The following is a 20206-nucleotide window of genomic DNA, read 5'->3' as shown; positions in this document are numbered from 1 at the left end:
TTGGGTTTTAGCACTCAGAGTGAGAGAGTGCTAACGCCATTCTGGCACTCGACCCCATCGAGTGCAAGCCGCGCGGAGGGACGGATCCGAGCTCTACGGAGCGGGGGTCTCGGCGGGGGTCTCGGGCGCCGCCGAGGAACGGTCCACCCCGATGACGACCGTGAGCTGAGATCCGCCCGTGTCGTTGAGATCGGCGTAGAAATCGCTCTGCTCGACCGCGGCGCCGCCGATGAGGTTCGCGAGTCCGATGGCGGCGAGCTCGTCGCCGTCGGCGACGTAATAGACGGTCGTCGTCGCGAAGTCCTGGCTCGCGCTGTCGGTCGCGAAGACGATGTCGGCCGCCCAGCCGGTGTTGATCAGCAGTTCGCGCATCTGATCGTCGAGCCCGTCATCGGGCGAGGCGTTGAGGATCATGACGGAGTAGGCGACGTCGACGACGCCGGTCTCGACGGGAGTGGGCGTGGAGGTCGGCACCGCCTCGGGGAAGATGCTGATGCGCCCCATCACCAGGAGCGAGCCGAAGATGCCGCCGATGATGAGCACGAGCGCCGCCACGAAGGACCACAGCAGGACGACCCAGCCGTTCATCCCCGGCGCTTCGGCGCGATGCGCTCCGACACGTCCGGACGAGCGGGGGACATCGTCGAATCGATCTCGCGAGGGCTTTGACACCCCTCGATGCTAACGGCACACGCGCGCGACGCCGCATCGTGGCGCCGCGACACGGAGATCCGGAGCGGTCAGCCGACGAATCCGGGGGCCCTGCTCGCCCGCCGGAAGGAGCGCGAATCGCGGATACGCCGCAGGCGACGCACGAGCATCGGATCGTACTCCAGGGCCGCATCCGAATCGATCAGCCGACCGAGGAGCTGGTAGTAGCGCGCCGCGCTCATGCCCAGCTGGGTGCGGATCGTCTCCTCCTTCGCGCCGCCGTGTCGCGGCCACGCGGTCTCCAGCGCGAGGATCGCCCGATCCCGCTCACTCAGCTCTCCCAGCATGGGACCAGATTAGGTCGCCGAGGCGCCCCCGCCTGCACGCCACTCCCACCATCGGCCGAGCGGATCGGCCGCCGCGCGGACCCGTCCGTCGAGGGCGACGACGAATCCGGGCCAGTCCGCCGCATCGACGGCGGGCTCCCACACGTCGAGCAGTCCCGGCGGGTCGATCGTGATCCAACGCGCATCGAGCGCGCGGATGCGCGCGATCAGCTCCGTGCGCGCGTCACGCGGGATGTGCACCAGCACGCCGGGTGTGGTGATCACCAGGGTGGCGTCGCGCGGCGCGTCCGCCGCGAGCGCGTCTATGCGCGCGGCCGCATCACCCGCGACGAGCAGCGGCGGGTCGGCGGCCGCGATGTCCAGCGCGGCGTCGACCCGCTCGGCCCTGCCCTGCTCCCCCGGCCACACGAGTCCCTGCAGCCAGCGCCGGTCGAGGTCCTCGCGGGCGTCGAGGGGTGCGAGATCGATCCCGGCGCGCCAGACGATGTCGGGCATCGCCAGAGCGGGGAGCGCCCCGTCCACCGTGCTCTGCAGCACGACCGTCGACGGGCCGTCCTCGGGATCCAGCGCGACCCGCAGGTCTCCCTGCGCGTCGACCATGCGGTACGAGTAGCGATCGGGGTACAGACAGAGCCCGGCCGACGCGCCCACCTCGAGAAGGGCGATCGGGCCCTGGATCTCGGTGAGCACGGGAAGGAGCGGCGCGAGACGGAGCGGTTCGTTCGTCTGCAGCCGGCGTGCGGTGCACTCGGCGACGACGGCGTCGGCGTGCGCGATCACGAAGTCGCGCCACGCCTCGGGACCCACGAGGCCGCTGCCGAGCATCCGGGTCACCGCGAACACCAGCGGCGGCTGACGACGGTTCTCCGGGATGCGCGCGAGGATCGCCGCGAGCCCGGCATCCTCGGCGACGCGGTGCGCCCATTCGGCGTACAGCTCGCTGCGCCCCGGCGCCTCCTGTTCGGCGAAGCGCGCATAGCGCAGCTGCACGGCATCCGTCATGTTCCCATTCTCGCGTGGCGCCACGGGGTGCGGAACACGAGAGAATGGAGCAGACCCCAGGAGGACCGATGTCGTACAGCGTGGACAAGACCGAAGAAGAGTGGCGCACCGAGCTCGGCGAGGAGCAGTACGCCGTGCTGCGTGGAGCAGCGACGGAGCGCGCATGGACGGGCGAGCTGCTCGACGAGGGCCGCGCGGGCCTCTACACGTGCGGCGCCTGCAACGCCGAGCTGTTCAAGAGCGGAACCAAGTTCGACTCCGGATGCGGGTGGCCGAGCTTCTACGAGTCGATCCGCCCCGACGCGGTGGAGCTCATCGAGGACACCACTCTGGGCATGGTGCGCACCGAGGTGCGCTGCGCGAACTGCGGCTCGCACCTCGGGCATGTGTTCCCCGACGGCTTCGGCACGCCGACCGGTGACCGCTACTGCATGAACTCGATCGCCCTGAACTTCACTCCCGACGCATCGTGAGCGCGCTCGACGCCGTCCGCGCCCGGCAGTCCTGGTCGAAGGTCACCGACGAGGCTCCCTCGCGCGACGAGCTGCTGCGGCTCGTCTCCGCCGCCGGTCGCGTCGCCGACCACTCCTCGCTGCGTCCATGGCGGCTCATCGAGCTGCGCGGCGCCGACCGCGAGACCCTCGGCGCGGCGATCTCGAAGGCCGAGGGCGACAGGTCGCCGTCGTCGAAGCCGCTCCGCGCGCCGCTGCTGATCGCCGTGGTGGCCAGCTATCGCAAGAGCGAGAAGGTGCCGCGGTGGGAGCAGGAGGCCGTCGCCTCGGGTGTGGCGCACGTGCTGAGCCTGCTCCTCGACGAGGCCGGCTACGGGGTGCTCTGGCGCACCGGCCGCTACACGCGCTCCAAGGCGGTCGCGAAGGCCCACGGCGTGGGCAAGAACGAGGACCTCCTCGGCTGGCTCTACGTCGGCGGCAAGCCCGCGGGCAAGAAGCCCGGCCGCCGCAAACCGGTCGATGCGCGTGCTCTCGTGACCCGCATGCCCAAGAGCACGAAGAAAGAGAAGAGCACGACGAAGTAGTTCAGCGTCGTCGTCGTGGCAGCGCGGCCACGACCGACGCCACGGCGACGACGACCATGGCGATGAGCTGCCAGAGCGCGGGGCCCGACGCCGCGGGCCAGACCAGGTCGATGACCACCGAGGCCGTGAGCTGACCGAGCACCGACCCCAATCCCATCAGCAGCACCCCGGTGTGCGCGACGATGAACGCCCCCAGCAGGATGTAGGCCGAACCGAGGAATCCTCCCAGGTACAGCCACGGCTCCGCGGGCGGCGCCGCCGGGACCCCTCTGAACGCGATGCTGATCCCGGCGGCGACGAGCAGGGCGATCGTGCCGGCGACGAAGCTCATCAGCGTCGCGGCGATCGGCGACTGCACCCGCTGCGCCAGTCGGCCGTTGGTCGCGGCCTGCCAGGCGATGCCCACTCCCGCGGCGAAGGGCAGCAGGAGCATCCACAGCGGCGCCGTGGCGAGCACGTCTCCGCTGAGCGAGATGCCCACGGCGGCGAGCGCGAGCAGTCCGCCGACCACGCGCCCTGGCGTGACGGCGACGACGCCGGCGGGTCCGAAGCCGATGCGATCCAGCACGAGGCCGTGCAGCGTCTGGCCCGCGACCACCCCCACCGTGAACAGAGAGACCCCGAGCACCCCGGCGGTGATCCCCTGCGTCGACACGGTCAGCGCTCCGCATGCCCCGCCGAGGAGCATCCAGAACGGGATCGTGCGGTCGCGGATCCCGACGCGCAGGCGTCCCGCTCCCCGTCGTGCGGCCGGGATGCAGACGATCACGGCGATCAGTGCGGCGAGACCGACGGCGAACGAGATGAGCCCTGCGACGATGCCGTCGTCGAGGCGAAGGCCGAGCACACCGTTGATGCGCGCCTGGACGGCCGTCATGATGCCGATCGCCACCGCTCCGCCGAGTGCGACGGGCGCGGGGAGGCTGCGGGTCGGAGTCACCCGTCGACCCTAGCCGAGGGCGGATCGACGGGAACGGACGCGCGACCCGGATGTCGGCGCCCGGGCGTACCCTGGCGGCATGTGCGCGAGTTATGGACTGGATCCGCGATTCACCGACACCGAGCTGCTGGCGGCCGCCGACGAGGCTGTGCTCGACGGGCTCCGCGGGTGGGCGGAGGAGAACGCTCAGGAGACGGTGCGCCCGACCGGCCGCAACCTTCGCAATCTGAACCCGATCGTCGTCCCCTCCGAGGGCGCTCCCACCCTCGAACCGGGGTGGTGGGGATTCCTCGTCGGCGGCGAGCCCTCCAAGTTCCCCTCCATCAACACCCGGTCCGAGCGGCTGCGCGAGCGACCGGGCGGCCTCAGGAACCGAGCCCTGGTGCCTGCGACCAGCTGGTACGAGATGAAGAAGCCCGAACGGGTGTGGCACGAGTTCGGGTTCGACGACGGCGCGCTCTTCGGCATGGCAGCGGTGACCCAGCAGGGGCGCACGGCCGACGGCCGGTCGTTCACCTGCTACTCGATCGTGATGCGCCCCGCCCCCGATCATCTCGCCGATGTGCACGACCGGATGCCGCTGCTGATCCCCGCCTCCCTGAGCGGTGACTGGCTCACCGCTGAGCCGGGCGGTGAGATCCTCGATGAGGCGCTGCTCACCGCGGCCTCCCTCGACCATCGGGTGCGGGTCGCACCCCGCCGCGACGACAAAGGCACGGATCGGCTGTTCTGAGCCATGGACCCCGCACAGCTGATCGCCGTCGCCGCAGCCCGCGCCGACGAACTGCCGGGTTCCGTGCGCGAGAACCCGTTCGGCCCCGAGTGGGACGTCTACAAGGTCCGAGGGAGGGTCTTCCTGCTGGCGCCCCTCGACGGCACAGGGCGGGTCACGCTCAAGTCCCACCCCGAAGACGCCGTCGCTCTGCGAGAGTCGTTCGCGGACATCGTCCCCGGCTACCACATGAACAAGAAGCACTGGATCACGCTGGTCGCCGGCGGCGGTTCGCTCGAGGAGGAACTGGTGCGAGAGCTCGTCACCGAGTCGTACCTGCTGGTGGTCGAGAAGCTCCCGAGGGCTCAGCGCCCCGTCGATCCGCAGCTCTTCGGCAGGCCCGCCCCCTGACGGCCGCATCCTCCGTGAGGATGACCCTGCTCGCCGACGGATCGGTACCCCGGGAGGACGCGCACCCCCTGTCGCGCTCGGTAGCGTCGACGACATGATCACAGCAGAAGGCCTCACGAAGAGATTCGGAGACAAGACCGCCGTCCAGGACGTGTCGTTCACGGTGCAGCCGGGAACGGTCACCGGATTCCTCGGTCCGAACGGCGCCGGCAAGTCCACGACGATGCGCTTGATCGTCGGCCTCGACCGGCCGACCTCGGGCACCGCGACCGTCGCAGGACGCGAGTACCGCAAGCTGCGGGCCCCGCTCACCGAGGTGGGCGTGCTGCTCGACGCGAAGGCCGTGCACACCGGCCGCAGTGCCCGCGATCACCTGCGGGCGATGGCGGCCACCCACGGCATTCCCGCCTCCCGCGTCGACGAGGTCATCGACCTCGCCGGCATCGCTCCCGTCTCCCGCAAGCGCGCGGGCAAGTTCTCGCTCGGCATGGGCCAGCGGCTCGGGATCGCCTCGGCGCTGCTCGGCGACCCGCACACGCTCATCCTCGACGAGCCGGTGAACGGTCTCGACCCCGAAGGTGTGCGCTGGGTACGCCAGTTCGTGCGCCACGCGGCATCGGAGGGACGCACGGTGCTGCTCTCCAGCCACCTGATGAGCGAGATGGCGCAGACCGCCGATCACGTGATCGTGATGGGTCGGGGCAAGGTGCTCGCCGATGCGCCGCTCGAGGAGCTGGTGCGCGCCTGGACGACCAACACGGTACGGGTCCGCACCCCCCGCGCCACCGATCTGGCAGCGGCCGTCGGCGGCCCGTCGATCGAGATCGTGAGCGCCGCTCCCGACGTGCTCGACATCGTCGGTCTGCCCGCCGCACGCATCGGCGATCTCGCGGCGGAGCGCGGCATCCCCCTGCACGAACTCACCCCGACCACGGGCTCGCTCGAAGACGCCTACCTCGCCCTCACCGGCGAATCGGTCGAGTACCGCACCAAGGAGATCTCATGACCGTTCAGGCAGCCCCGCCCGTCACCCGGCGCGTCGAGTCCGCACACCGCCTCACGTTCGTGCGGGCGATCCGCGGCGAGTGGATCAAGCTCTCCACGCTCCGCTCCACCTGGTGGTCGATCGGCATCGCGGCCCTGCTCACGATCGGCATCGCCGTGCTCATCGCGCAGGCGATCGACCTGCCGGGATTCGAGCCGATCCAGGCCGTCGTCATGCCGATCCAGTTCACGATGCTGCTCGCCGGCATCCTCGGTGCGATCTCGGTGACCGGGGAGTACTCGACCGGCATGATCCGGTCGACCCTGGCCGCGAACCCGAAGAGGGGATCGATGCTGGCCGCCAAGGCCGTCGTCGTCGGCGTGTTCATGTTCGTGTCGTCGCTAGTGATCTTCGCCGCCGCCGCGGCCGCGGTCTCGGTCGTCGTCGCGTCTCGCGATCAGAGCATCGACTGGTCCGACCCCGCAGCATCGATCCTGCCCATCGTCGTCTCGTCGTTGGCCATGTCGGTGTTCGCGCTGATCGGCGTCGCGTTCGGCTTCCTCCTGCGTTCGGGGGCCGGAGCGATCGCCGCCACCGTCGGAGTGCTGTTCGTGCTGCCGATCGTCGCGAGCTTCTTCGCCGTGGCGGGCGAGGCCTGGGCCTGGGTGACGGATGCCTCGAACTACCTGCCCGTAGCAGCGGCGCAGAGCGCCATCCTGCCGGAGAACGCGGCCCTCGAAGGCCCGGTCGCGTATCTGACGCTGGCCGCATGGGTCGTCGCGGGGATGCTCGCCGCCTGGACCGTGCTGCGCACCCGCGACGCGTGAGCCGACGCCCCGCGCCGCACCCGCGTAGAGTCGCCCGGTGAGCAGACCGCGCAGCCGCAGCACCTCGGTCCGTGAGGACGAGGCGCTGCGGCTGCCGCGTCCCCCCGGGGTGCTGCGGCGGTTCTGGGCCCGGCATCCGGTGCTCGCCGACATCCTGATCGTCGTCGTGTGCGCGCTGCTCTCGATCGTCCCGGTCGGCATCATCACCCGCGACCTGCCGATTCCGCTCGCTCTCGGCGTCTCGATCGCGGTGCCCGTCGGCGTCGTCGCCGTCTGTGCGACGCTGCTGTGGCGCCGGCGTCGGCCGTGGGTGCCGTTCATCGCGGCATTCGCGCTCGAGACGGCGTTCCTCTTCGCCCTCCAGCCGATCGGGTCGCCGCTGCTGCTCGTGACCAGCTACTCGCTCGCGGTGTACCGGTCGTCGAAAGCAGCATGGGTCGGCCTGGGACTCGGACTCGCCTCGCTCGCGGCCGTATCCGGCATCCTCGTGCTCACGGGCATGATCACCCTGCAGATCGCGATGAACGCCGTCGTGGGATCTCTCGTGCTCGGCCTGATCGGCACCCTGCTCGGGGTCAATGTCGGCGGTCGCAAGCGCTACCTCGCCGCGGTGATCGACCGATCGCGTCAGCTGCTCGTGGAACGCGATCAGCAGGCCCAGCTCGCTGCGGCCGACGAACGCGCACGCATCGCCCGCGAGATGCACGACATCGTCTCGCATTCGCTCACCGTGATCGTCGCCCTGTCGGAGGGCGCGGCCGCGACTCCCGATGCCGCACAGGCCAAGGCCGCGGCATCGGCGTCGGCGGAGACGGCCAGGAGCGCGCTCACCGAGATGCGTGCGATGCTCGGCGTCCTCCGCGCCGACGACTCCCCCCTCCCGCTCGCACCCCTGGCGCCGACACCGCCCCAGGAGACCGTTGCCCAGGCGCAGCGCGCCGGCTACCCCGTGACGCTCTCGGTCAGCGGCGGCGGCGAGCTCCCGCCGGCGGTCGCCCACGCGGTCGGCCGCATCGTGCAGGAGGGCGTCACGAACGCCATGCGGCACGCGCCGGGCGCGACGTCGATCTCGGTGCGACTGATCCATGCGTCCGGGAGCGTGACGGTGGAGATCGTCAACGACGGCGTGACCGCGGCCGTCGACTCCTCCGACCGCCCCTCGGGTTTCGGGCTGCGCGGACTCGCCGAGCGTGCCGCGCACGCCGGAGGAGAGATCACCTCGCAGGCGATGGGAGGGGGCCGATGGCTGCTCCGTGCCGACCTCCCCGCCTACTCCCCCGACCCCGTCGCACTCGAACCGAAGGATCTGCCATGACCCCTCCGATCTCGATCCTCCTCGTCGACGATCAGCAGCTCATCAGACTGGGGTTCCGCATGGTGCTCGACGCCGAGGAGGACCTGGTCGTGGTCGGCGAGGCCGCAGACGGCCATGCCGCGATCGCGCAGGCGGCGGCGCTCCGTCCGGACCTCGTGCTGATGGACATCCGCATGCCCGGGCTCGACGGCATCGCCGCCACCGAGGCGATCGTGCGCGACCACCCCGACACCCGCGTGCTCGTGCTCACCACCTTCGATCTCGACGAGTACGCGTTCGGCGCGATCCGCGCGGGCGCGAGCGGATTCCTGCTGAAGGATGCGCAGCGTCACGAGATGATCGCGGCCGTCCGCGCGGTGCATCGCGGCGATGCCGTTCTCGCACCGCGGGTGACCCGGATGCTGTTGGAGCACGTCGCGCCGACCCTGGAGGCGTCCGAGACCGCATCGTCCGCCAGCGCGTCGTCCACCGACACGTCATCCACCGCCGCGCCCTCATCGACCGCATCACGCGACGATGCCCTCGCCGAGCTCACCGACCGCGAGCGCGACGTGTTCCTCGAGATCGCGCGAGGTCTCACCAACGCGGAGATCGCCCAGACCCTGTACGTCAGCGAGTCGACGGTGAAGACCCACGTGGGCCGGATCCTCGCGAAGCTCGACGCGCGCGACCGCATCCACCTGGTGATCCTCGCCCACCGCCTCGGCCTCACCGACGACGGCGCCCTGCCTTCCGACTGAGCGTCGGGAGACAGGGCGCCGGGCCGCCCGTCGGTGCGGGCAGGCGGACGTCAGGAGGCGGTCGGCGTCCAGGCCGAGACCCGGTCGAGGGCAGCGACCTCGTCGCTCGTCAGCTCGAGTCGCGCGCCGGCGAGGAGGTCGGGCACCTGCTCGACGGTGCGCGCGCTGGCGATGGGCGCCACGACCGTGGGCTGGGCCCGCAGCCAGGCCAGCGCGGTCGCGGCGATCGATGCGTCGTGGGCGGCACCGATCTCCTCGAGGGCGTCGATCACCTTCAGCCCCGCCTCGGTCGCGTACTTGGCCGCACCGGATGCCCGCGGCGAGGTCTGACCCTCGGTGTCGGCCGACCGGTACTTGCCGGTCAGGAAGCCGCTCGCGAGCGAGTAGTACGGCACCAGGCCGAGTCCGAACTCCTGGGCGACCGGGATGATCGTCTCCTCGACGTCGTTGCGGTGCACGAGGTTGTAGTGCGGCTGCACGGCGACGGGCAGGGCGACGCCCGTCCGGCGCGCGATGTCGACCCACTCGCGGATGCGCTCGGCACTGTAGTTCGAGACGGCGACGTTGCGCACGAGGCCGTCGGAGACGAGCTGCCCGAAGGCGCCGACGGTCTCCTCCAGCGGAACCGTCTCGTCGTCGAAGTGCGCGTAGTAGAGGTCGATCGTATCGACCCCGAGGCGACCCAGCGATGCTTCGGCCGCCTTGCGGACGTTCGCGGCTGCGAGTCCCGGGAACTCCGGGTGCTGGCTCACCTTGGTGGCGACGACCACGCCCTCGGGCTTACGCGAGGCCAGCCACTCGCCGATGATCGTCTCGCTCTCGCCGCCCGAGTTGCCCGGCACCCACGCGCTGTACGCGTCGGCGGTGTCGATGAAGTCGCCTCCCCCGTCGACGAACGCGTCGAGCACGGCGAACGAGGCGTCGCGGTCGGCGGTCCAGCCGAACACGTTGCCGCCGAGCGAGAGGGGGAAGACGTCGAGGTCACTGTTTCCGATACGGGTCATACCCGGGACAACCCGCGCGCTGCGCGCAGTATTTCCCGAAAGCTCCCCGGAGATGGTGCCGACTACAGGACTCGAACCTGCAACCCCCGTATTACAAGTACGGTGCGCTACCAATTGCGCCAAGTCGGCGGGCGTCCCCCAGCTTAGCGAGGGACGGTGATCAGCGACGACCTACGACGCGGGAGTCTCGGTGGGAGCAGGTTCCGTGGTCTCGGTGGGCGTCGGGGTCGCCGTGGGAGACGTCGACGGCGACGGGGTCTCGGTCGCGTAGTAGGCGTCGCTGGCGACGGTCAGCACGAACTGCGAGAACTCGCTCGGGTCGTCGAGAGCCCCCACATAGGCCTCGCCGTTGACCACGATCATCGGCGCCGCGGTGAGCACCAGATCGTCCGATCCGACGAGCGGACCCTCGAGAGCACGCGACGTGGCCTCCTTGGCCCAGGTCACGTAGTCCTGGTCCTCGATGCAGGAGCGGACGCTCTTCACGTTGTCGGATCCGACCGCACCGGCGATGTCGGCGAGCTGCGCGTCGGAGAAGCCGTCGGTGTTCACCTCGGGCTGGTCGTCGAGCAGGTCGTGGTTGAAGGCGTAGAACTGCGCGGGCGAGTGCGTGGCGACGCAGGCCGCGGCGGCCGCGGAGCGCAGCGAGTACTTCGTGCCGTTCGAGCTCGCGGTCAGCAACGCGACCGGGTGGTAGGTGACGGTGGCGGCGCCCTCGGAGATCCAGTTCACGAGCTGGCGGGCGTTGGCCTGCTCGAACTCGCCGGCATCCGGAGAGAGGTAGTCGACGTAGATGTGGATGTCGACCGTGCTCGAGGTCGTCGGCGCGGGGGCGGGGGCAGGGGCGGTCTCGCCACCGGCACCGGTGTCATCCGGGTCCGGAGCGGCGGATGCCTCTGCCGAGGCGGCGGTCGCACTGATGTCGGAGACGAGGATGCCGTCGTGGTCCATCCCGGCGGGCGTCAGCTGCGGCTTCGAGACCTGCGCCGACACCGCGAGGGTGATCGCGGTGCCGATGGCACCCACGGCGACCACGGCGACGGCACCGAGGATGATCCGTCGCATCACGCGCGCCCTCGACTGCTGGGCGTGCACCTTCTGTGCCTTCTCCCGCACGGCCTCACGCGAATTGCGAGGGCTGGGGACGTTCGGCGTCTCGTCGCTCGACATCGTTCCTCTAGACAGTCTCAGGGGGGCAGGGTGGCCCCGGACGCCACTCGGGCGGCGAACGCCGCGGTAGGCGGCCGAGATCGATGCTAACCAGCCAGGCTGAGAAATACCCAGATGGACGCCGGTCTGCCATACTGATCCCGACCCGATGAGGGGTCACGGTGGAGTTCTCCACCGCTCTATCACTACGGATCGTCCGGCACGTACCTGCCGGTGAAGGAGAAACACAATGGCATCTGTGACTTTCGACGAGGCCACCCGCCTCTACCCGGGCGGAACCCGCCCGGCTGTCGACAAGCTCAACCTCGAGGTCGCTGACGGCGAGTTCCTCGTCCTCGTCGGCCCCTCCGGCTGCGGAAAGTCCACCTCGCTGCGTATGCTCGCCGGCCTCGAAGAGGTCAACGCCGGCCGCATCCTCATCGGCGACCGCGACGTCACCGACGTCCCGCCGAAGGACCGCGACATCGCGATGGTGTTCCAGAACTACGCGCTGTACCCGCACATGACCGTCGCCGAGAACATGGGCTTCGCGCTCAAGATCGCCGGCGTCGGCAAGGAGGAGCGCGCCACCCGCGTCCTCGAGGCCGCGAAGCTCCTCGACCTCGAGGAGTACCTGACCCGCAAGCCGAAGGCCCTCTCGGGTGGTCAGCGTCAGCGTGTCGCGATGGGTCGCGCGATCGTGCGTCAGCCCCAGGTCTTCCTCATGGACGAGCCGCTGTCGAACCTCGACGCCAAGCTCCGCGTCCAGACGCGTACGCAGATCGCGTCGCTGCAGCGTCGCCTCGGCGTCACCACGGTCTACGTCACGCACGACCAGACCGAGGCGCTCACGATGGGCGACCGCATCGCCGTGCTGAAGGATGGACTGCTCCAGCAGGTCGGTTCGCCGCGCGACCTGTACGAGAAGCCCGAGAACGTCTTCGTCGCCGGCTTCATCGGCTCCCCCGCCATGAACCTGTTCTCGGCAGATCTCGCTGAGGGCGGCATCCGCTTCGGCACCGAGGTCGTCCCGCTCGACCGCGACACGGTCGGCCGCGCCAACGGCTCGCAGGTCACGGTCGGCGTCCGCCCCGAGGACATCACGGTCGGCCCGGCCGACGGCAAGGGCCTCTCGGTCGTCGTCGACCTGGTCGAGGAGCTCGGCGCCGACGGATACCTCTACGGCCACACCGAGATCAACGGCAAGCGCGCCGACCTCGTCGCTCGCGTCGACGGTCGCAGCCACCCGAACGCGGGAGAGACCGTCACCCTCGCCGCGAACGCGGGCCACGTGCACGCGTTCGACATCGAGTCGGGTGTCCGCCTGAACGACAAGCCGATCGTCTCCGCCTGATCGGATCCACGGACGCGGCGCGGGCTGACTTCGGTCGCCCGCGCCGCTTCTGATTTCCCCCCTCGTCTGGAGTCCCATGCAGGATGCGCTGCGGATCACCGCCAGCTCCGTCGACCCCGCGTTGCTCGCGCTGCCCTGGTCGACGACCCTGGCCAGATGGCCGTCGGAACAGATCGTGTCCCTCCCCAAGGGACTCTCCCGCCATCTGGTGCGGTTCGCGGATCTGTCGGGACGTGTCGTCGCCGTCAAGGAGACGACGGATGAGATGGCGAGACGCGAATACGAGATGCTGGGCAACCTCGCCCGCCTCGACGTCCCGTGCGTCGACAGGGTCGCGGTCATCGCAGGCCGGACGGATGCGTCGGGAGACCCGCTTCCCGCCGCCCTCGTCACCTCTCACCTGCGCTTCTCGATGCCGTACCGCGCGCTGTTCACCCGGGTGCTGCGCCCCGACACCGCTGACCGCCTGGTCGACGCCCTCGCCGTGCTGCTGGTGCGTCTGCACAACGTCGGCTTCTACTGGGGCGACGTCTCGCTGTCGAACACCCTGTTCCGCCGTGACGCGGGCGCCTACGCGGCGTACCTCGTCGATGCAGAGACGGGCGAGCTGCACGAGGAGGGCCTGACCGACGGCCAGCGCGCCTACGACCTCGACCTCGCGCGCACGAACATCGCCGGCGAGATCATGGACCTCGCCGCGGGCGGACGCCTCGAGCACGGCGTCGACGCCGTCGCGATCGCCGACGGCATCGTGTCGTCGTACCGCTCGCTGTGGGCCGAGCTCACCGCCCAGGAGTCCTTCGCCGCCGCCGAGACCTGGCGCATCACCGAGCGCGTGGAGCGCCTGAACGCGCTCGGGTTCGACATCGACGAGATGTCGATGTCGACGACCTCCGACGGCACGGTCGTCGAGATCCAGCCGAAGGTCGTCGATGCCGGACACCATCAGCGGCGCCTCATCCGCCTGACCGGACTCGACGTCGAGGAGAACCAGGCCCGTCGCCTGCTCAACGACCTCGACGAGTTCCGCGCCCGTTCGACCAAGCAGTGGGCGGACGAGGAGATGTACGCCCACGAATGGCTGACGCGCGTGTTCGAGCCCGTGGTGCGGGCGATCCCCTACGAGCTGCGCGCCAAGCTCGAACCGGCCGAGGTGTTCCACCAGGTGCTCGAGCACCGGTGGTACCTGTCGCAGGCGCAGGGTCGGTCGGTCCCCCTCGCCGAGGTGCTCACGAGCTACATCAACGAGGTGCTGCGCCACCGGCGCGACGAGGCGACGATCATGGGTCCACCCACCGAGACGATGGGTCTGCCGGTGATCACGGGAGCGACCGCGGTCGCCGACGACGAGGTCGACTGGCGCGACCTCGTCTGAGCGCGCTCGCCCGCGGGATCAGTACCCGACGGTGAAGCGCCCGCGGCGGTGCGCCGGGCGCTCGATCTCGTCGACCACAGCGACGGCGAAGTCGGCACCCGAGATGAAGGACTTGCCCTCGTCGTCCCGCACGATCACATCGCCGCCGTCACGGTAGTGACCGGTGCGCTCCCCCTCGGCCCACGGCCCGAAGACCTCGGCGGGGTGCACGAAGAACCAGTCCAGGGACTCGTCGGTGCTCTCGAGCAGTGCGAGCGAGTCGATACCGACCTGAGCCTCGTGCGTGTACTCCTCGGGGAAGTCGAGGTCGAACAGGCGGGGTCCGCCGGGGGCGACGAGGCTGCCGCCGGCACCGCCCACGACACCCAGACGCGTTCGCGCACCGTCGAGCTCGGCGATGACGACGCGCAGCGCGTCGAGCACCCGGTCTGTCATGTCGCCGCGCGGAGAGAGGGCCGAGACCACGGCATCCGCGCCGTCGACGGCGCTCGCGAGCGCCCCCGTCTCGAGGGCGGAGCCCTGCACGTACGACGCCCCCTCGACCGCGTCGGACGGGGTGGAGCGGGAGATCGCGATGACCTCGTGACCGCGGCTCACCGCCTCCGCGACGATGTGGCGTCCGGCGTAGCCGGTTCCTCCGAGGACGACGATGCGTGCCATGTGCTTCTCCCCTACTTCTTCGCGTTGCGGATGGTCGACACCTGGTACAGCGCGACGGACGTCGCGATGCCGGCGTTGAGCGACTCGGTCACCGCCGAGATCGGGATCGACACGATCTGGTCGCACGTCTCGGCGACGAGGCGCGAGAGCCCCTTGCCCTCGGAGCCCGTGACGATCACGACGGGGCGATCGGCCAGCTGCAGCTCGGGCAGCAGCACGTCGCCGTCGCCGTCGAGGCCGAGCACGAACACGCCCTGCTTCTTGAACTCCTTGAGCTGTGTCGTGAGGTTGGTGGCGAGGGCCACCGGCACCCGGGCCGCCGCACCGGCGCTGGTCTTCCAGGCCGCGGAGTTCACGCCGGCCGAGCGACGCTGCGGCAGGATGATGCCGTGGCCGCCGAACGCACCGGTGGAGCGGATGATCGCACCGAGATTGCGCGGGTCGGTGATGCCGTCGAGAGCGACGAACAGCGGGACCTCACCCCTGTCGATGACGGCCTCGAGGAGGTCCTGCGGATGCGCGTACTCGTACGGCGGCACCTTGACGGCCACGCCCTGGTGCACGCCGTCGAACCCGGCCATGCGGTCGAGCTCCTGACGCGTCACCTCGAGCACCGGGATGCCCCGGTTCGTGGCGATCGACAGCATCTCCTTGACGCGGTCGTCCATCTCGACGCGCTGGGCGATGTAGAACGCCGACGCCGGGATCTTCGCGCGCAGGGCCTCGAGCACGGAGTTACGGCCGGTGACGACCTCGACCTCGGTCGTGTTGTCCTTGGCGCGCGCCGAGCGGTTCGGGTTGCCGCCGGACGTCTGACGCTGGCCCGGCTTGCCCTTGCCACCGGACGCCGCGTAGCGCTCGGCCGCGGCCTTGCGCTTGCCTGCGGGGTGCCAGGCGCGGTCCTCGGCCTTCGGGGTCGGTCCACGACCCTCGAGGGACTTGCGTCCCATTCCACCGGTGCCCTTGGTGGGGCCCTTCTTGTTTCCCTTGTTCGCGCCGGGGCGCTGTGGCTTAGCCATCGATACTCCAATGAGTTCCGGCCGGAGAGTCCTCCAGCGTGATTCCAGCAGCGGCGATCGCATCACGGATGCGATCGGCCGCGGCCCAGTCCTTGTCAGCGCGCGCCTGCGCGCGCTGGGTGATCATCGTCTGCACGAGCGCGTCGAGAGCGGATGCCGTGGCACCGTCGCCGCTCTCGCTCCACGCGGAGGCGTGCGGATTGAGACCGAGGATGTTCGTCATCGCGATGACGTCCATCACGTCCTGCCTGGCCTCGTCGATCTTCCCGTCATCCAGCAGCGCGTTGCCCGAACGGATGCTGCTGTGGATCGCCGCGAGAGCTCGGGGGACGGCGAGGTCGTCGTTCATGGCGTCCCAGAACTCCGTCGGCAGCCCCTCTTTCGCCTGGGACCACCCCGGCTTCGCCAGGCGCTGCCCCCGGTCGAGGAAGGTCCGGATACGCGCGAGCGCCGCCTCTGCCTCGGTCCACGACGACTCGGTGAGGTCGAGGCTGGAGCGATAGTGCGCGGCGGCGAGCGCGTAACGGACCACGAGCGGATCGTGGGCGGCGAGCACGTCGGCGGCGAGCGTGAAGTTGCCCAGCGACTTGGACATCTTCTGCCCGCCGACGGTCACCAGGCCGTTGTGCACCCAGTACTGCGCGAAGCCGTCGCCCGCGGCCGTCGACTGCGCGAGCTCGTTCTCGTGATGCGGGAACCGCAGATCGAGGCCGCCGCCGTGGATGTCGAACTCCGGTCCGAGATAGCGCTTCGACATCGCGGAGCACTCGATGTGCCAGCCGGGCCGACCGGGTCCCCACGGTGACCGCCAGGTGGCATCCGCCTGCTCGTCGGCCTTCGCGCCCTTCCACAGTGCGAAGTCCTGCGGATTGCGCTTGCCCCGGGGATCCGCGTCCTCGGCGGCTTCCATGGCATCGACGGACTGGTTGGTGAGCTCGCCGTACGACGGCCACGAGCGCACGTCGAAGTAGACGTCGCCCGAGCCATCGGGCGCCGGGTACGCGTGGCCGCGTTCGATGAGGGTCGCGATGAGCTCCTGCATCTGCGGAATCGAGGCCGTCGCGCGAGGTTCGTAGGTCGGTGCGAGGATGCCGACACCGGCATATGCCGCCGTGAACTCCTGCTCCATCCGGTACGCCAGCGCCCACCAGGGCTCGGCGTCCGTCGCGTTCGCCAGCACCTTGTCGTCGATGTCGGTGACGTTGCGCACGAAGGTCACGCGCCCGTAGCGATGTGCCAGCCAGCGCCGCAGCAGATCGAAGCTGAGCGCCGCCCTGACATGACCGATGTGCGGACCGGACTGCACCGTGGGTCCGCAGACGTACATCGTGATGTTCTCGGAATCGAGAGGCACGAAGTCGCGCAGCTGCTGTGCGCGGGTGTCGTAGAGGCGGAGTGTCACCGCACAAGCTTACCGGGCGGCGGAATCCGAAGACTGGGCGGTTGCGCGGCGTCCCGGGGAGGTCGGTCGTTCCCGCAGTCAGTCGACCGCGAGGACACGTCCGGTCTGCACCCCGAGCACGCTCTTCGCGAAGGCCTGGCCGACGCGATACGACGACACGGGCACGAATCCGGGGAACGAGGAGTGGTACGCCGGTGCATCCTCCAGCACCGACGGGCTCACGGCGTTGATGCGGATGCCGCGCGGCAGCTCGGTCGCGGCCGCGCGCACGAACGACTCGACGGCGCCGTTCGCCATCGAGGCGGCCGCTCCGGTCGCGATCGGCTCCCGGGCGAGGATGCCGGAGGTCAGTGTGATCGAGCCGCCGTCGCGCACGAACGGCGTGCCGATGCGGACGACGTCGAGCTGCGACAGCACCTTGCCGCGGAACGCCGACTCGTGGTCGTCGCGTCGCAGATCGCCCAGCGGAGCGAACGGGACCTCTCCGACGGCGACGATCACGGCATCGACCTGCCCGACCGCGGCGAAGAGCCGCTCGATCGACGCCGCGTCGGTGATGTCGACCGCCGGTTCGCCGCTGCGGGAGGCGGAGACGACCTCGTGCCCCTCGAGTGCGTCGACCGCGGTACGACCGACCTGCCCGGTGGCTCCGATGACCAGGATCCTCATGACATCTCCTTCTCCGCATGCGACCGCCGCACGCTGCTGTGTGCCCCAACGGGCCGGCGGGCCGGGGCATTCCCGGCATCCGGATGCTGCGTCGTCAGACCGGGTGGATCATGGCGACCGCGGTGACCGCGACCCCTTCGCCACGGCCGGGGAAGCCCAGGCCGTCGGTGGTGGTGGCGGTGATCGCGACCGGCGCGCCCCCGAGGGCGTCCGACAGCACGCGCTCGGCCTCCGCCCGTCGGCCGCTGAAGCGGGGACGGTTGCTCTGGAACTGGGCCGACACGTTGCCGATCGCGAAGCCGGCCTCCGCGAGGATCTCCCGGGTGCGTGCGAGGAAGACCTCGGCGTGGGCGCCCGCGTACTCGGGATGCGCGGTGCCGAAGTGCTCGCCGATGTCGCCGAGGCCTGCCGCACCCAACAGCGCGTCCACGATCGCGTGGGCGACCGCATCGCCGTCCGAGTGGCCGGAGAGCGCCGGCTCCCCCGGCCACTCGAGACCGGCCAGCCACAGCGCACCCTCTCCCCCGAACGCGTGCACGTCGGTTCCGAGGCCCACCCTGGGTCCTGCGGACGGCCCCGACGACCGGACCGACGGCGCGGCCGCGGAGGGCACCGCTTCGACAGCGGCGAGCAGGTGGCGGGCACGCTCCAGGTCGTCCGGCGTCGTGATCTTGAAGCTCCGCGCCGACCCGGGGATCCACCGCACGAGTTGGCCGGCCGCGGCGAAGAGGGCCGCGTCGTCGGTGTAGTCGATGCCGGATGCCGCGGCCGCCGCGTACGCGGCTTCGAGCAGCGCGCGGGGAAAGCCCTGAGGTGTCTGCGCGGCGGCCAGCTCCGCGCGATCGACCGGCGCGATGATCGCATCGCCGTCGACCCGCTTCAGGGTGTCGACGACCGGGAGGGCGGGGATGATCCCCGTCTCGCCGTCGACCGCCGCCGCCACGGCGTCGATCACCTCGGGCGGAGTCAGCGCACGAGCGGCGTCATGCACGAGCACCCGCGTGACATCGCCCCACAGCGCCTCGAGCCCTGCGGCCACGGACCGCTGACGGGTGTCGCCGCCCGTGACGACGCGTCCGAGCTCGATCCGGTCACCCGCCGCCGCGCGCAGCTCCGTCTCGGCGTCGCCCTCGAACCCGGCGGGCGCGACGACGATCACCTGCGCCGGGGCGGCGGCGAAGACGCCCTCGAGCGCATGCCGCAGGATCGTGTGCGTGTCGATGCCGACGAACGCCTTGGGCGCTCCGGCATCCAGTCGGGTGCCGGAACCGGCGGCGACGACGAGGATCGCGGTGTCTGGGACGGGAAGCATGCTCACCGGGTTCACGTTACCGGCGCGCACGAAAAAAGGCGGATGCCGAAGCATCCGCCCTCTCTCGAATCTCTCAGGAAGCGAGGACCTCGTCGAGCAGTGCGCTCGCCTTGTCCTCGTCGGTCTTCTCCGCCAGAGCCAGCTCGGAGATGAGGATCTGACGCGCCTTGGCCAGCATCCGCTTCTCTCCCGCCGACAGTCCGCGGTCCTGATCCCGACGCCACAGGTCGCGCACGACCTCGCTCACCTTGATGACATCGCCGGAGGCGAGTTTCTCGAGGTTCGCCTTGTAACGACGCGACCAGTTCGTGGGCTCCTCGGTGAACGGGGCGCGCAGCACCTCGAACACGTGATCGAGGCCTTCACGGCCGATCACATCACGGACCCCGACCAGATCGACGTTCTCAGCGGGCACCTCGATGATGAGGTCCCCCTGGGTGACGTTGAGCTTCAGGTATTTCTTCGCCTCACCCTTGATGATGCGCTCCTTGACCTCGATGATGGTCGCAGCGCCATGGTGCGGATAGACGACAGTCTCGCCAACCTCAAAAAGCATAAAAAATTGTCCTTTCGGCAACCTCAAGGATACCACAGGGAATATGCGCTAAGGTTCGCGCCCCTGCGTCCTCGGACCGTCCCCCGCATACGCATAGAATGGATGCGGATATCCCGTCGGACCTCAGGAGGACCCGTGAAATCGCGCCTTGTTGCGTCTGCCGCCATCAGCGCCCTCGTCCTTCTGGGCGCCACCGGATGCACGTTCATCTCGCCGCAGGCGACGAAGATCGAGTACTCCGCGTCCGACGGCGTCAACGTCTTCGACTCCGACGGACCGATCGATGTCCGCAACGCCTTCATCGTCGCGTCGGAAGACGGCACGGTGGGCAACTTCATCGGCGCCGTCGTGAACCCCTCCTCCGAGAAGGCGACGCTGACGATCACCGTCGGCGACCTCGACCCTCTGACCGTCACAGTGCCCGCAGGCAAGACCCTCAGCTACGGCGCCGGCGAAGAGCCGCTGCGCATCGAGGATCTCGACGCCAAGCCCGGGTCGACCATCGAGGTCCACTTCCAGTCGGGTGACGGCGCCGGCACCAAGACGGCCATCCCGGTCCTCGACGGCACCCTGCCCTACTACTCCGACCTCGTCCCCGACGAGGCCGAGGCGACGCCCACGTCGACGCCGGTCCCGACCGACACCGCAGCCCCGGCGCCCGCGGAGTGATCGCACCCCCCAGGCTGACGAAGAGGCCGGCACCCCGCGGGGGTGCCGGCCTCTTCCGTCTGTGCGGTCTG

Annotated in this window: 23 protein-coding genes and 1 tRNA gene; 11 read left to right on the top strand and 13 right to left on the bottom strand. The window is 70.1% G+C overall.

From position 1 onward, the window contains the following. Positions 1 to 93 precede the first annotated feature (93 nt). From ASD43_RS15450 to ASD43_RS15440, 3 genes are all read right to left on the bottom strand, one after another. Complete coding sequence (locus ASD43_RS15450; RefSeq protein ID WP_235564194.1) at positions 94 to 672, bottom strand: LytR C-terminal domain-containing protein; 579 nt, start codon at positions 670 to 672, stop codon at positions 94 to 96. A gap of 68 nt (positions 673 to 740) precedes the next feature. Then, on the bottom strand, positions 741 to 998 hold the full coding sequence (locus ASD43_RS15445; protein WP_056420378.1) for a DUF3263 domain-containing protein: 258 nt from the start codon (positions 996 to 998) through the stop codon (positions 741 to 743). A gap of 9 nt (positions 999 to 1007) precedes the next feature. Continuing rightward, positions 1008 to 2000, bottom strand: a complete 993-nt coding sequence (locus ASD43_RS15440) for a DUF2332 domain-containing protein (protein ID WP_056420375.1) — start codon at positions 1998 to 2000, stop codon at positions 1008 to 1010. Between the two features lie 68 nt (positions 2001 to 2068). Between ASD43_RS15440 and msrB the strand changes: the two genes are divergently transcribed. Together msrB and ASD43_RS15430 are read left to right on the top strand one after the other, a co-directional pair. After that, a complete protein-coding gene (msrB, locus tag ASD43_RS15435; protein ID WP_056420373.1) occupies positions 2069 to 2473 on the top strand; it encodes a peptide-methionine (R)-S-oxide reductase MsrB in 405 nt (134 codons plus the stop codon). Beyond that, complete coding sequence (locus ASD43_RS15430) at positions 2470 to 3036, top strand: nitroreductase family protein (protein WP_056420370.1); 567 nt, start codon at positions 2470 to 2472, stop codon at positions 3034 to 3036. Before msrB ends, ASD43_RS15430 begins: the two co-directional genes overlap by 4 nt. Position 3037: 1 nt before the next feature. Here the strand turns inward: ASD43_RS15430 and ASD43_RS15425 are convergent, their stop codons facing one another. Next, entirely contained in the window at positions 3038 to 3976 is a 939-nt protein-coding gene (locus ASD43_RS15425) for a DMT family transporter (RefSeq protein WP_056420366.1), read from the bottom strand. Positions 3977 to 4055: 79 nt separating this feature from the next. On the opposite strand from ASD43_RS15425, the gene ASD43_RS15420 reads away from it, so the two are divergent. The 6 genes from ASD43_RS15420 to ASD43_RS15395 all read left to right on the top strand — a co-directional run bounded on the left by ASD43_RS15420 (position 4056) and on the right by ASD43_RS15395 (position 8966). Further along, positions 4056 to 4709 carry an SOS response-associated peptidase family protein gene (locus tag ASD43_RS15420; protein WP_056420364.1) on the top strand — a complete coding sequence of 218 codons (654 nt, stop codon included), beginning with the start codon at positions 4056 to 4058 and terminating at the stop codon, positions 4707 to 4709. 3 nt (positions 4710 to 4712) lie between these two features. Next, positions 4713 to 5099, top strand: a complete 387-nt coding sequence (locus tag ASD43_RS15415) for an MmcQ/YjbR family DNA-binding protein (protein ID WP_056420359.1) — start codon at positions 4713 to 4715, stop codon at positions 5097 to 5099. A 94-nt stretch (positions 5100 to 5193) separates the two neighbouring features. Then, positions 5194 to 6105 carry an ABC transporter ATP-binding protein gene (locus tag ASD43_RS15410; RefSeq protein ID WP_056420355.1) on the top strand — a complete coding sequence of 304 codons (912 nt, stop codon included), beginning with the start codon at positions 5194 to 5196 and terminating at the stop codon, positions 6103 to 6105. Then, positions 6102 to 6911 carry an ABC transporter permease subunit gene (locus ASD43_RS15405; RefSeq protein ID WP_056420354.1) on the top strand — a complete coding sequence of 270 codons (810 nt, stop codon included), beginning with the start codon at positions 6102 to 6104 and terminating at the stop codon, positions 6909 to 6911. The genes ASD43_RS15410 and ASD43_RS15405 overlap by 4 nt, the downstream gene beginning before the upstream one ends. A gap of 37 nt (positions 6912 to 6948) precedes the next feature. Then, complete coding sequence (locus tag ASD43_RS15400; protein ID WP_056420352.1) at positions 6949 to 8226, top strand: sensor histidine kinase; 1278 nt, start codon at positions 6949 to 6951, stop codon at positions 8224 to 8226. Continuing rightward, complete coding sequence (locus tag ASD43_RS15395; RefSeq protein ID WP_056420350.1) at positions 8223 to 8966, top strand: response regulator transcription factor; 744 nt, start codon at positions 8223 to 8225, stop codon at positions 8964 to 8966. Before ASD43_RS15400 ends, ASD43_RS15395 begins: the two co-directional genes overlap by 4 nt. Positions 8967 to 9016: 50 nt before the next feature. Here the strand turns inward: ASD43_RS15395 and ASD43_RS15390 are convergent, their stop codons facing one another. The 3 genes from ASD43_RS15390 to ASD43_RS15380 form a co-directional block, all read right to left on the bottom strand. Then, positions 9017 to 9970: an aldo/keto reductase gene (locus tag ASD43_RS15390; protein WP_056420348.1), complete on the bottom strand. Its 954-nt coding sequence runs from the start codon at positions 9968 to 9970 to the stop codon at positions 9017 to 9019. A 53-nt stretch (positions 9971 to 10023) separates the two neighbouring features. Continuing rightward, positions 10024 to 10099, bottom strand: a tRNA-Thr gene (locus tag ASD43_RS15385). Positions 10100 to 10141: 42 nt separating this feature from the next. Further along, a complete protein-coding gene (locus ASD43_RS15380; RefSeq protein ID WP_056420347.1) occupies positions 10142 to 11140 on the bottom strand; it encodes a DsbA family protein in 999 nt (332 codons plus the stop codon). Positions 11141 to 11369: 229 nt separating this feature from the next. On the opposite strand from ASD43_RS15380, the gene ASD43_RS15375 reads away from it, so the two are divergent. Both ASD43_RS15375 and ASD43_RS15370 read left to right on the top strand, forming a co-directional pair. Beyond that, positions 11370 to 12473, top strand: a complete 1104-nt coding sequence (locus ASD43_RS15375) for an ABC transporter ATP-binding protein (RefSeq protein ID WP_056420343.1) — start codon at positions 11370 to 11372, stop codon at positions 12471 to 12473. A 76-nt stretch (positions 12474 to 12549) separates the two neighbouring features. Next, positions 12550 to 13848 carry a DUF4032 domain-containing protein gene (locus ASD43_RS15370; RefSeq protein WP_056420340.1) on the top strand — a complete coding sequence of 433 codons (1299 nt, stop codon included), beginning with the start codon at positions 12550 to 12552 and terminating at the stop codon, positions 13846 to 13848. An 18-nt stretch (positions 13849 to 13866) separates the two neighbouring features. Here ASD43_RS15370 and ASD43_RS15365 read toward each other — a convergent pair whose 3' ends face one another. From ASD43_RS15365 to ASD43_RS15340, 6 genes are all read right to left on the bottom strand, one after another. Then, the gene (locus tag ASD43_RS15365; protein ID WP_056420336.1) at positions 13867 to 14508 is read right to left on the bottom strand and encodes an NAD(P)-dependent oxidoreductase; all 642 of its coding nucleotides are present in this window, start codon (positions 14506 to 14508) and stop codon (positions 13867 to 13869) included. An 11-nt stretch (positions 14509 to 14519) separates the two neighbouring features. Next, positions 14520 to 15527: a 23S rRNA (guanosine(2251)-2'-O)-methyltransferase RlmB gene (rlmB, locus tag ASD43_RS15360; protein WP_045254316.1), complete on the bottom strand. Its 1008-nt coding sequence runs from the start codon at positions 15525 to 15527 to the stop codon at positions 14520 to 14522. Then, positions 15520 to 16929, bottom strand: a complete 1410-nt coding sequence (cysS, locus tag ASD43_RS15355; RefSeq protein ID WP_056420333.1) for a cysteine--tRNA ligase — start codon at positions 16927 to 16929, stop codon at positions 15520 to 15522. The genes rlmB and cysS overlap by 8 nt, the downstream gene beginning before the upstream one ends. Positions 16930 to 17007: 78 nt before the next feature. Further along, entirely contained in the window at positions 17008 to 17598 is a 591-nt protein-coding gene (locus tag ASD43_RS15350; protein ID WP_056420329.1) for a short chain dehydrogenase, read from the bottom strand. A 94-nt stretch (positions 17599 to 17692) separates the two neighbouring features. Then, complete coding sequence (gene ispD / locus ASD43_RS15345) at positions 17693 to 18910, bottom strand: 2-C-methyl-D-erythritol 4-phosphate cytidylyltransferase (protein WP_442922236.1); 1218 nt, start codon at positions 18908 to 18910, stop codon at positions 17693 to 17695. Between the two features lie 73 nt (positions 18911 to 18983). Continuing rightward, positions 18984 to 19466: a CarD family transcriptional regulator gene (locus ASD43_RS15340; protein WP_056312597.1), complete on the bottom strand. Its 483-nt coding sequence runs from the start codon at positions 19464 to 19466 to the stop codon at positions 18984 to 18986. 135 nt (positions 19467 to 19601) lie between these two features. On the opposite strand from ASD43_RS15340, the gene ASD43_RS15335 reads away from it, so the two are divergent. Beyond that, entirely contained in the window at positions 19602 to 20135 is a 534-nt protein-coding gene (locus ASD43_RS15335; protein ID WP_056420327.1) for a hypothetical protein, read from the top strand. Positions 20136 to 20206: the final 71 nt, after the last annotated feature.

It is taken from the genome of Microbacterium sp. Root553, from assembly GCF_001426995.1.
Lineage (GTDB): Bacteria > Actinomycetota > Actinomycetes > Actinomycetales > Microbacteriaceae > Microbacterium.
The sequence above is the reverse complement of the archived record's forward strand: the minus strand, read 5'-3'. Positions and strand labels throughout refer to the sequence as shown.